The organism is Microbacterium sp. ARD32, from assembly GCF_031844385.1.
Classification (GTDB): domain Bacteria; phylum Actinomycetota; class Actinomycetes; order Actinomycetales; family Microbacteriaceae; genus Microbacterium.
On sequence record NZ_JAUZVD010000003.1, the window covers coordinates 294,032 to 305,223 of the forward strand.

At 70.3% G+C, this 11,192-nt stretch carries 11 protein-coding genes and 1 tRNA gene; 8 read left to right on the forward strand and 4 right to left on the reverse strand.

The genetic code is table 11. The annotated features are described in order from the left end of the window. The first annotated feature begins 65 nt into the window (after window positions 1–65). Both Q9R19_RS13095 and Q9R19_RS13100 read left to right on the forward strand, forming a co-directional pair. Window positions 66–413, forward strand: a complete 348-nt coding sequence (locus Q9R19_RS13095; protein WP_311256835.1) for a DUF485 domain-containing protein — start codon at window positions 66–68, stop codon at window positions 411–413. Next, window positions 410–2,029 (forward strand): sodium:solute symporter family transporter, encoded by a 1,620-nt coding sequence (locus Q9R19_RS13100; RefSeq protein ID WP_311256836.1) that lies wholly within the window; start codon window positions 410–412, stop codon window positions 2,027–2,029. The genes Q9R19_RS13095 and Q9R19_RS13100 overlap by 4 nt, the downstream gene beginning before the upstream one ends. A gap of 89 nt (window positions 2,030–2,118) precedes the next feature. On the opposite strand, the gene Q9R19_RS13105 is transcribed toward Q9R19_RS13100, so the two are convergent. Then, window positions 2,119–2,646: a methylated-DNA--[protein]-cysteine S-methyltransferase gene (locus tag Q9R19_RS13105; protein WP_311256837.1), complete on the reverse strand. Its 528-nt coding sequence runs from the start codon at window positions 2,644–2,646 to the stop codon at window positions 2,119–2,121. A 230-nt stretch (window positions 2,647–2,876) separates the two neighbouring features. Between Q9R19_RS13105 and Q9R19_RS13110 the strand changes: the two genes are divergently transcribed. Both Q9R19_RS13110 and Q9R19_RS13115 read left to right on the forward strand, forming a co-directional pair. Then, a complete protein-coding gene (locus tag Q9R19_RS13110) occupies window positions 2,877–6,533 on the forward strand; it encodes an AAA family ATPase (RefSeq protein WP_311256848.1) in 3,657 nt (1,218 codons plus the stop codon). Between the two features lie 22 nt (window positions 6,534–6,555). Beyond that, window positions 6,556–6,702 (forward strand): hypothetical protein, encoded by a 147-nt coding sequence (locus tag Q9R19_RS13115; protein WP_311256838.1) that lies wholly within the window; start codon window positions 6,556–6,558, stop codon window positions 6,700–6,702. A 98-nt stretch (window positions 6,703–6,800) separates the two neighbouring features. On the opposite strand, the gene mscL is transcribed toward Q9R19_RS13115, so the two are convergent. The 3 genes from mscL to Q9R19_RS13130 are packed head-to-tail and all read right to left on the reverse strand — an operon-like array spanning window position 6,801 to window position 8,113. Beyond that, the gene (mscL, locus tag Q9R19_RS13120; protein ID WP_311256839.1) at window positions 6,801–7,208 is read right to left on the reverse strand and encodes a large conductance mechanosensitive channel protein MscL; all 408 of its coding nucleotides are present in this window, start codon (window positions 7,206–7,208) and stop codon (window positions 6,801–6,803) included. A gap of 23 nt (window positions 7,209–7,231) precedes the next feature. Then, window positions 7,232–7,504, reverse strand: coding sequence for an FmdB family zinc ribbon protein (locus Q9R19_RS13125; protein WP_311256840.1), 273 nt, complete (start codon window positions 7,502–7,504; stop codon window positions 7,232–7,234). Between the two features lie 12 nt (window positions 7,505–7,516). After that, a complete protein-coding gene (locus Q9R19_RS13130) occupies window positions 7,517–8,113 on the reverse strand; it encodes a 5-formyltetrahydrofolate cyclo-ligase (protein ID WP_311256841.1) in 597 nt (198 codons plus the stop codon). A 65-nt stretch (window positions 8,114–8,178) separates the two neighbouring features. On the opposite strand from Q9R19_RS13130, the gene galU reads away from it, so the two are divergent. The 4 genes from galU (at window position 8,179) to Q9R19_RS13150 (ending at window position 10,784) form a co-directional block, all read left to right on the forward strand. Beyond that, the gene (gene galU, locus Q9R19_RS13135) at window positions 8,179–9,060 is read left to right on the forward strand and encodes a UTP--glucose-1-phosphate uridylyltransferase GalU (RefSeq protein ID WP_311256842.1); all 882 of its coding nucleotides are present in this window, start codon (window positions 8,179–8,181) and stop codon (window positions 9,058–9,060) included. 37 nt (window positions 9,061–9,097) lie between these two features. Further along, complete coding sequence (locus Q9R19_RS13140) at window positions 9,098–9,718, forward strand: GNAT family protein (protein ID WP_311256849.1); 621 nt, start codon at window positions 9,098–9,100, stop codon at window positions 9,716–9,718. Between the two features lie 81 nt (window positions 9,719–9,799). Next, on the forward strand, window positions 9,800–10,684 hold the full coding sequence (locus tag Q9R19_RS13145; RefSeq protein ID WP_311256843.1) for a hypothetical protein: 885 nt from the start codon (window positions 9,800–9,802) through the stop codon (window positions 10,682–10,684). A 27-nt stretch (window positions 10,685–10,711) separates the two neighbouring features. Then, window positions 10,712–10,784 (forward strand) — tRNA-Ala (locus Q9R19_RS13150). Window positions 10,785–11,192: the final 408 nt, after the last annotated feature.

Here is an 11,192-nt window from a genome sequence, read left to right on the forward strand (position 1 = left end):
TAGCGTCGAGGATACCACCCGCGTGGCGCCGTCACGCGGCTTCGAACATGCGGCAAGGAGGCCTCATGACAGATCGGATCGACGAAGAATCCGGCACAGGTATCGACTACATCTCCGTAGAGGAATCACAGCGATTCCAAGGATTGAAGCGGATGCAGCGGTCATTCATCTTCCCGCTCGCGGTGTTCTTCCTGCTCTGGTACTTCGCGTATGTGCTGCTCGCGGCTTTCGCCACGGATTTCATGAGCCAGCGGGTCTGGGGCGACGTGACCGTCGGGCTGCTCTTCGGCCTGGGTCAGTTCGTCACCACCTTCGCGATCACCATGTGGTACGTGTCATTCGCGAACAGGAAGCTCGACCCCGTGGCGAGCGAGATCCGCGAAGAACTCGAGAAGGCTGAGGCCGGCGCATGAATGCGACGATCCTGGCGGCGGAGACCGCCAAGAACGATCCCGTCCTGAACATCTCGATCTTCGCGGCCTTCGTCGCGGTGACGCTGTTCATCGTGATCCGCGCGAGCCGCAACAACAAGACCGCGGCCGATTACTACGCCGCCGGGCGGTCGTTCAGCGGAACGCAGAACGGATTCGCGATCGCCGGCGATTATCTGTCGGCGGCATCCTTCCTGGGCATCTGCGGTGCGATCGCGGTGAACGGCTACGACGGCTTCCTCTACTCGATCGGATTCCTGGTGGCGTGGCTGGTCGCCCTGCTGCTGGTCGCCGAGATGATGCGCAACACCGGCAAGTTCACCATGGCCGACGTGCTCTCCTTCCGTCTGAAGCAGCGCCCCGTGCGCATGGCGGCGGCACTGACGACGCTCGCGGTGTGCTTCTTCTACCTGCTGGCTCAGATGTCGGGTGCGGGCGCGCTGGTGTCCCTGCTGCTGGGCATCGACAGCAAGATCGGCCAGTCGCTGGTGATCGCGATCGTCGGCGTGCTGATGATCGTGTACGTGCTCATCGGCGGGATGAAGGGCACCACGTGGGTGCAGATCGTGAAGGCCGTGCTCCTGATCCTGGGTGCCATCGCCATGGCCGTCTGGGTGCTGGCGCTGAACGGCTTCAGCTTCAACGGGCTGCTCGAGACGGCGGTGGCCAAGGCCCCCGCCGGTGACAAGATCCTCGGTCCTGGGCTGAAGTACGGCGCCAACCCGCTGGACTTCCTGTCCCTGGGCATGGCGCTCGTGCTCGGCACGGCGGGTCTGCCGCACGTGCTGATGCGCTTCTACACGGTGCCGACGGCCAAGGAGGCGCGCCGCTCGGTGGTGTGGGCGATCTGGCTCATCGGCGGCTTCTACCTGCTGACGCTGGTGCTGGGCTACGGCGCTGCCGCGCTGGTCGGCCCCGAGGCCATCCAGAACGCCCCCGGCGGCGTGAACTCCGCGGCTCCGTTGCTGGCGCAGGCTCTGGGCGGTTCGCTGCTGATGGGCTTCATCTCGGCGGTCGCGTTCGCCACGATCCTCGCCGTCGTCGCGGGTCTGACCATCACCGCCGCCGCGTCGTTCTCGCACGACATCTACTCCAACGTGATCAAGCGCGGCAAGGACGGCACCGTAACCTCGACCGCGGCCGGTGAGGTCAGGGTCGCACGCCGCACCGTGATCGTGATCGGCATCCTCGCCATCATCGGCGGCATCGGCGCGCAGGGCCAGAACATCGCGTTCCTGGTGGCGCTGGCGTTCGCGATCGCGGCATCCGCGAACCTGCCGACGATCCTGTACTCGCTGTTCTGGAAGCGCTTCAACACGCGCGGCGCGGTGTGGAGCATGTACGGCGGTCTGATCGCCGCCGTGGGCCTCATCGTGATCTCGCCGGTGTTCTCCGGCAGCGAGACCTCGATGATCCCCGGGATCGACATCGCGATCTTCCCGCTCAGCAACCCCGGGATCATCTCGATCCCGCTGGGCTTCCTGCTCGGCTGGATCGGGACGGTGACCGCCAGGACCGCGGAGTCGCGGGCGCTCGCCGCCGAGATGGAGGTCCGCTCGCTCACCGGGTTCGGCGCCGAGAAGGCGGTCGAGCACTAATCCCCATGCCCCGCTCGGGTCGCTCCCCAGTGCGACCCGAGCATCCCCACCAGCGGAGCTCGGCGGCCTACACGCCGGGCTCCGCTCGTTCACGACCTCATCGCGACGTCGCGCTCGAGGTCGAGCAGATAGCGCTTGCGCTCCGGGTGGGCGCCGTAGTGGCCCGGCGTCCCGTCCGCGCGGATCACCCGGTGCACCGGCACGATGACGGAGAACGGCGTCAGGCGGCACGCCGTGCCCACGGCGCGGGCCGCGCCGGGACTGCCGGCGACGATCGCCACCTCGCCGTAGCTCATCGTCTCGCCCCACGGGATCTCGCAGACGGCCTGCAGTGCGGCGCGGGGGAAGCCGTCGATCAGCCGCCAGTCGAATCGCACCTGGTCGTCGAACCGGATCGGCTCGCCGTCGAAGTACGCGTCGAGCCAGCGCGCGAGCTCGTCGCCGACGCCGGGGGACTCCTCGGGCACTTCGCCGAGGCGTCTGCTGACGTCCTCCAGCAGCCAGGGCACGTTCAGATCGGCAGATTCCGTGATCTCGAAGCTCACGATGCCGGCGTCCGAGAACACCGCGAGCGCGTCGCCGAAGGGCGTCGGGATGAAGTCGTGACGAAAGCTCATGTCCCCATCTTCATGCGCGGCGGGACAGCGCGGCACCGCTGTCCCGCGATCGGTGGATAACTCCCCGGACCCGCCCATCTGTGCAGACAGGACGGGCGAGACGGCCGGCCACGAGCGCAATCCTCGGGAATCGGCCCGGGATACCGGCCCTCGCGCGTGTCGCGCTTAGGCTTTCAGATGTGTGGCGACGAGAGGCGAAGGGCGCCGAGGCAGCGGGAGAGGATGCCGCGATGAACCTCGGAGAGCTGAGCGACTCCTCCACCGGCGTCGACATCGCGCACGCCGCGGAATCCGGCCGTGCCTCGCTGCGCGCGGAGGCCGCCGATCTCGGCGGGCCCTCTCCGCTGGTGGCTTACGGTGACACGGCCGAGGCCGGCATCGACATCTCGAAGGCGCACCCCGGCAGCCTCCCGCAGTTCATCACCGGCCGCTCCACGCTGCTCTCGAACCTGTTCCGCGACGAGGTCGGGCTGCGCACGGCGCGGATGGCGGCCGAGCGCATCACGGCGCGCAACACCGAACTGCGCACGGTGCGGGGAATCGACGCGGTGCGACTGGCCGTCGGCATGGCGCGCTGGCGGATCGGCGGCGTCGCCTTCACCGCGCCCGTGCTGCTGAGGCCGCTGGCCATCCGGCGCCACCACGCCGACTTCGAGCTCAAGCTGCAGGGCGGCTTCGAGGTCAACCCCGAGCTGATCCGGGCCGCGCGCGACCATTTCGGCCTGACACTGGACCCCACCGGGCTGGCCGCGCTCGCCTACGACGGCGGCATCTTCAAGCCTCAGCCGGTCATCGATCAGCTGCGCGCGCTGACGCAGTCCATCGACACGTTCGCCGTCCATCCGCGCCTGGTGGTGTCGACCTTCGCCGACGTGGCCGGGGGCATGGCGCGCGACATGGTGAACCTCGACCACCCGGTGCTCAACGCGCTCAGCGGCCACGCCGCCGACAGGGAACGACTGTCCGCACGCGAGGAGATCCCCGCCGTGCACGGCCCCGATGATCGCGCCCCGGCGGCGGAGACGCTGCTGCTGGACGCGGATGCCGAGCAGGAGGAGGTGCTCGCGCGGATCGCGGCGGGGCACTCGCTGGTCGTCTCGACGCTGCCGGGAACCGGGGGCACTCAGACCGTCATCAACGCGCTCGGCGCGTTCGTGCGCGCCGGCAAGCGCGTGCTCGTCGTCTCGACGCGCCGTTCCACGCTGGATGGCGTTCGCCATCGCCTGAGCGGCATCGGCCTCGACGGCCTGGCCGTCTCGCCCGCCGCCGTGCGCCGCGACCTGATCCGCGCGATCACGCGCAGCGAGAAAGCGACCCAGCCCAAGGCCACGGAGGTCGACGAGGCGCTGGTCCGGTTGCGGACCGTGCTGCGGGACTACCGTGCCGCCTTCACCGAACCGGTCGGCCGCACCGGGGCATCCGTGCTCGACGCCACCCGTCAGCTGACCCGCCTCGCGTCACTGCCCGTGCCGCCGTCGACCGGCGCCCGCCTGTCGACCACCACGCTGGAAGGCCTCGCCGGCGACCGCAGCGAGGCGGCGCGCGCGCTCACCCGCGCCGCCAGGCTCGGCGAGTTCCGATTCGGGCCCGACGACTCGCCCTGGTACGGCGTCAGCTTCGAGAGCACCGAAGCGGCCCAGCACGCGCACGCGCTGGCCGGCGAGCTGCACGGCTCGGCCGTGCCGGCACTGCTGGAGCGCGGCTACGCGCTGATCGCGCAGACCAGCATGCGGCCCTTCAGCACGATCGACGAGCTGGGCGAGTACCTGCAGCTGCTGGGCGGCATCCGCGATTCGCTGGACCGCTTCAGTCCCACGGTCTTCGAGCGTCCTCTCGGCGAGCTGATCCAGGCGCACGGCTCCCGCCGCGACGCCCCGGGGCTGTCGTCGGCGAACCGGCGCAGGCTCAAGCGCCTCGCCCGCGAGTACGTGCGGCCCGGCGCGCAGGTGCCGGAGATGCACGAGGCGCTGCTGCGCATCCAGCACCAGCGCTCGCAGTGGCAGCGCTACGTCGACGCCGGCGTGGCGCCGCAGGTGCCCATCGGGCTCTCCGACGTGCACGCGGCGTGGCAGCGCGTCACCGCCCAGCTCGCCGAGCTGGATGCGGCGCTGGGACGCAAGGAGCCGCTCGCCGCGCTCCCGGTCGCGCGCCTGGTGCGCACCCTGTCCGGCCTGGCCGCCCGCAGCGCGGTGTTCGACAACCTCGTGGAGCGCACCCAGATCCGCGACGCGCTCACCGGACTCGGCCTGCGTCCGCTGCTGTCCGACCTGTCGGTGCGGCACGTGCCCGAGGAGCGGGTCGCCGATGAGCTCGAGTTCGCCTGGTGGCAGTCGCTGCTCGAGCGCGCGCTGCAGGACGACCGCTCTCTGCTCGGTGCGAACACGTCGGTGGTCGACCGCCTGGAGCGCGACTTCCGCCTGGTGGATGAGGCGCACACGGCCATGGCCGGTCCGCTGCTGGCGTGGAACCTGGCGAATCAGTGGCGCATCGCCGTGGTCGACGAGCCCGAGCAGGCGGCGAATCTGCGTCGTGCGCTGAAGGAGGGCGAAGCGACCACGGCCGAGATCGTGGCGGCGGCCCCCGACCTCGTCCGCGCGCTCGCGCCGGTGTGGATCGCGTCGCCGTACCAGGTTCCCGAGATCCCGGAATCGGTGGAGTTCGACGCCGTGCTGCTGGTGGATGCCGCAGCGGTGAACCTCACCGAGGCGACCCCCGCGATCCGCCGCGCGCGGCAGGTCGTCGCCTTCGGCGACCCGGTCACGCAGCGCCCCATGCCGTTCGCGGTCGCGACGGTGCCGGATCCGGAGTGGGAGCCGGAGGTGCCGTTCGACGACATGTCGGTGTTCGAGCGGCTCGCCGAGCTGTTCGAGGTGTGCACGCTGACGCGCAGCTACCGGGCCGGGGGAGAGGACCTCGCCGAGCTGATCAACGATGCGTTCTACGGCGGGGAGATCGTCTCGCTGCCGTGGGCGGGCTCCTATCTGGGTCGCGGCAGCCTCACCGTCGACTACGTCGAGGGCGGGGTCGGAAACCCCGATCCCGACTCGGGGGCGGTGGAGAGCACGGATGCCGAGGTCGCCCGGGTCGTGACGCTGGTGGTCGAGCACGCCATCAACCGCCCGGCGGAATCGCTCATGGTCGTGACCGCCAGCAGGCGTCACGCCGAGCGCGTGCGCGCGGCCGCGGCATCCGCGCTGGCGGGCCGCTCCGACGTCGCCGAGTTCGTCGGACGCGACACCGCGGAGCCGTTCGCCGTGCTCACCCTCGAGGAGTCGGTCGCGGAGAGCCGCGATCGGGTGATCTTCTCGCTCGGCTACGGACTGACCCGGCACGGCAGGGTGCTCAGCGACTTCGGCGACCTGTCGCACGAGGACGGCGAGCGGCTGCTCACCGTCGGCATGACGCGTGCGCGGCGCTCGATGGTGATCGTCTCCTGCATCCGCCCCTCCGCCTTCGACGAGGGACGGCTGGAGCACGGGGCGGCGACGCTGATGTCGATTCTCGGCGGCCTCGCGGCGCGGGGCCGGGACGCGCGGCTGGAGGACCTCGCCGATCCGCTCACGCTGGCACTGGCCCGCGAGCTGCGCCGGCTGGGGGCGTCGGTCGACGTCGACTACCGCGGCCTGCTGCCGCTGGTCGCGCAGCACGGCGGTCGCGCGGTCGTCATCGAGTCGGATCCGGAATCCCGCGACGAGTCGCTGCGCGAGAGTCTGCGCCTGCGTCCGCAGGTGCTGCGACGCCTGGGCTGGCACTACGTGCGCGTGCACGCCTTCGACCTGTACAGCGACCCCGCCACGGTCGCACGTCGCATCGCGACCGTGATCGGGATCGGCGAGGATGCCGTGCGCGCGGACGACGACACCCAGCCGCTCGACGTCGATGGGTGACCGGCGGCAGCATGTCGAGCGCGTGCCCGGGGCCCGGCGCGCGCGGCTGACGCGCGTGGAGGGCACGACGGCCGAGCCGCACGTGCGCGAGGAGCGTCATGCCGGCACGAAGGACGATCACGGCCCGAACGACGAGCGGATGCTGCGCGAGGTCCCGCCGCACTACTGAGCGCTGCGGATCTACAAGGCGACGCCGGCTCAGCGACCCGGGAATGAAGCAGGCTCAGGAACCCACTGGGTCCCTGAGCCTGTCGAAGGGCCGAGCGGTCAGCTCACGGAGTCCTTGCGCAGCGCATCGCGGATCTCGATGAGCAGCTCCTGCTCGGTCGGGAGGGTCTCCTCCTCGACCGCCGGGTTCTTCGCCGCCTGATGCTCCTTGTACTTGTTCATCGGCACGACGAACACGAAGTACACCACCAGGGCGACGGCGAGGAAGCTGATGACGGCGGAGATGAGCGCACCGATCGGGAAGGTGACCTCCTGGCCGTAGATTCCCATCATCTGGATGCCGATCTCGCCCGTCTTGCCCGCGTCGAAGAAGAGCGAGACGAGCGGGGTGATGATGGCGCTGACCACGGCGTTGACGATCGCCGTGAACGCGCCGCCGATGACGACCGCGACCGCCAGGTCGATGACATTGCCCTTGGTGATGAATTCCTTGAAGCCCTGGATCATTGCTCCCCCTGGGTTGTGCGGCCTCAGCTGGAGGCCGGGGCCTTCGCGGGTGCCGGGGTGGAGCCCGTCGAAGAATCCGACTTAGATGATGCCGGAGTTCCGGCGTCCTTGCCACTATTTCGCCGCGAGTCCGTGCGATAGAAGCCGGAGCCGTTGAAGGTGACGCCGACGGTGCCGTACTGCTTGCGCAGCGCGCCGCCGCACTCGGGGCAGATCGTCAGGGAGCTCTCCGAGAAGCTCTGCACGGCGTCGAAGCGGTGATCGCAGGCGGTGCAGGCGTAGGCATAGGTGGGCATGGCGGTTCCTGTTCAGTCGCGTGCAGGCGACAGGGTGATGATCCGGGTCGGAGTGACGATCCCGTCCACGGGCTGGTCGTGCAGTTCACGGGGCAGTGAATCGACCACCTCGGAATCATAGATCACCGCGTACACCGGAGGGCGCTTCTGCATCGAGCCGAGCGTCTTGTCGAAGTAGCCGCGCCCCCAGCCGAGCCGCGTGCCGGCGATGTCGATCGCCGCGGCGGGGATGATCATCAGGTCGACGTCGTTCACCGCGATCGGTCCCAGCACCTCGCCGGCCGGCTCGGGCAGGCCGAACAGCCCCTCGGAGATCTCGTCGCCCTCGCCGGCGACCGCCCAGTCGAGCAGTCCGTCCTCGCGCGTGATCGGCAGGAGCACGCGGATGCCCTGTGCGACGGCATCCTCGACGAACCGGTGCGTCCCCGGCTCGGTGACCGTGGACAGGAAGCACGAGATCGACCGGGCGCCGTGAGTGCGCACGAGCTCGAGCAGCTGCGCGGTGACCCCGTCGGCCGCGTCGTCGCGCTGCGCCTCGGACAGCAGCTGCCTGCGCTCCCGAAGCTCCGCGCGCAGCGCGCGCTTGTGCTGCTCCTCTTCTCCGGGCATGCTCCGATCATACGGCGGGCGCCGACATCAGCCGTCGGCGTCGGCTCCGCCGGTATGCTGACCGGATGAGCACGATCAAGGCGGTCATCCCTGCGGCGGGCCTGGGCACGCGCTTCCTGCCGGCGACGAAGGCGATGCCCAAGGAGATGCTCCCCGTGGTCGACAAGCCGGCCATCCAGTACGTCGTGGAAGAGGCCGTCAGCGCCGGGATCGACGACATCCTCGTCATCATCGGTCGCAACAAGAACGCCATCTCCGACCACTTCGACTCCGTGCCCGAGCTGGAGGTGCGCCTGCAGCAGAAGGGCGACCACGGGCGTCTGGAGCGGGTCATGAAGTCGAGCGACCTCGCCGACATCCACTTCGTCCGGCAGGGTGAGCCGAAGGGCCTCGGCCATGCGGTGCTGCGCGCGCGCACGCACGTCGGCGACAGCTCGTTCGCGGTGCTGCTCGGCGACGACCTCATCGACGAGCGCGACCCGCTGCTGGTCGACATGATCGCCGCGCACGAACGCACCGGCGCCGCCGTCATCGCGCTGATGGAGGTCGACCCGGAGCACATCCACCTGTACGGCGTGGCCGCGGTCGACGGCGCTGCCGAGGACGGCGTGGTGAAGGTGACCGGTCTCGTCGAGAAGCCGGAAGCGGAGCGGGCGCCCTCGAACCTGGCCGTGATCGGCCGCTACGTGCTGCCGGCATCCGTCTTCGCCGTGCTCGAGCGCACGCCACCGGGCAAGGGCGGGGAGATCCAGCTCACCGACGCCCTGCAGGAGCTCGCGACCGATGCCGACGGTCCCGGCGTCGTCGGCGTGGTGTTCGACGGGCGACGGTACGACACCGGTGACCGGCTCGACTACATCAAGGCGATCGTGCAGCTGGCGATCGACCGCGAGGATCTCGGCGCCGATCTGCGTCCGTGGCTGAAGGACTTCGCCGGCGGTCTCTAGCCGGCGCTCCGTCATGCCGCTGGAATCGCTCGATCAGATGCAGCACGGCCCGGTCGGCCTGCGGCTGATCCGTGCCAGGGACGCACGCACCGTGCAGCGCGAGCTGCTGTCGAATCGTGCCTGGCTGCAGCCCTGGGAGGCCACCGTCCCCGGCGGCATCGCCACCTTCGACATGCGCGTCAGCATCCGCCGGCTGCTGCAGCAGCATCGCGACGGCATCGGCTACCCGTTCGTCATGGAGTACGACGGCGAGATCGCCGGTCAGCTCAACATCTGGGGCGTCGCGCGGGGTTCGCTGTGCTCCGCCACGATCGGATACTGGGTCAGCGAGCGCTTCGCCGGCCGGGGCATCACGCCGACGGCCGTGGCGCTGGCCACCGACGCGAGCTTCGGCCGGTTCGGCCTGCACCGGATGGAGATCTGCATCCGTCCCGAGAACCGCGCGAGCCTGCGCGTGGTGCAGAAGCTCGGCTTCCGCTACGAGGGACTGCGCCGGCGCTACATCCACATCGACGGCGACTGGCGCGACCACCACGCGTTCGCGCTGGTCAAGGAGGACGTGCCCGAGGGCGTGCTCGCCCGCTGGGTGCGAGGTCGCGTCCCGTCGGATGCCGGCGCCGTGCCGCCGGATGCCGGTGCCCTGCCGGCGGATGACTGAGGCGCTCGCGCCGTTGGATTCGCGGCGACACGCGATCGCCGTGCCGCGTCGGTTCGGATGCGCTCGCTTACCGTTGTCTCTATGGACGGACCGGTGCTGAGTGGGGGCGTGATCGTCCTCGTCGCCGTGCTGCTGTGGGCGCTGTACTTCCTGCCCACGTGGCGCGGGCGGCATCAGTACTACGCCGCCGAGCGCAACGCCGTGCGCCTGAACCAGGCGCTGCGCGTCCTGGCAGAGACGAGCGAGACGCCGGACGAGGTGCGACTGGAGCTGACGGCGCGCACCGCGCTGCAGCAGCAGCGACTGGCCAAGCGCGTGCAGGCGCAGAAGGAGAGCGTCGAGCTCGAGCGGCTGCGTCAGGAGCTCGCGGCGACGCGGCGTGATCCGCTCGTGCGCCAGGCACGCGCCCGGCGCCGCGTGCGGGCATCGGCCGGCGTCGTCCTGGCCGTCGGTGCGGCCCTTCTGGGTGTCGGGATCTGGGATCTCGTGGCGGGCGGGAGCTGGATGCTCGCGGTCGCAGGCCTCGCCGTGGCCGTGCTGAGCACGAGCGTGCTGGTGCGGATGGCGCGGGTCGCCCGGCACGCGGAGCGCCGCACTGTGGACGCGCCCGTCGTCCGGACGACGGAGAGGGTGTCGCCGCCGCTGCACGACCAGGGCCCGGCCTCGTGGACGCCGCGGCCCCTGCCGCAGCCGATGGTCGAGGTGTCCGGCTCGCGTGCGCAGCAGGCGCGCGCGCAGCACGATGCGCAGGAGGAGCGCCGCCGCGCCGAGCGCCGTGCCGAGCTGCGACGTCGTGCCGAGGAGCTCGCTCCGCCCGCGCCGACGCCGCTGGCGCCCGTGGCGCGTGCGGAGCGGATGGAGCAGGCGGATGCCGCCGAGTCGCCGTACGCACGGATGGGCGTCGTCGACGATGCGGAGATCGAGGCGCACGTCCGCGAGCTGCTCGCACGTCGAGCCGCCGGCTGAGCGCGTGATAACCTAGGTGAGTCGCAAGGGCCTATGGCGCAGTTGGTAGCGCGCCTCGTTCGCATCGAGGAGGTCAGGGGTTCGAATCCCCTTAGGTCCACAGATCCGAGAGCCCCGGGCAAACGCCCGGGGCTCTCGTCGTACGCGCCGGGCTCGGCGGCCTCCCGCACGGTGCGACGCCGTTCAGCGCGACACGCCCGGGGCTGCGGTCTGATTTGCCCGGTGCGCCCGATCCTGCGTAAGTTATTACCTGTTCGCCCCAAGCGGTTGAGCGGAAGGCCTGAGGGCCTGGCTCCCCTCCAAGCAGCGAACCACCCACCTCGAGCTCCCTCACCTGTGAGAGAGCACGGGCCCCAGGCTCGAAGAGAGTGGTTGTCCCGCCGGGATCGTCGATTTGACAAGCCCGCCGAGACGGATAAGCTGGAGCGGTTGCCTCGGACACGAGGCGCGACTCCGGTCCTGATCCTCACGGCGCGTCGATTTGACAGCCGGGTCGGGGCAGATAAGA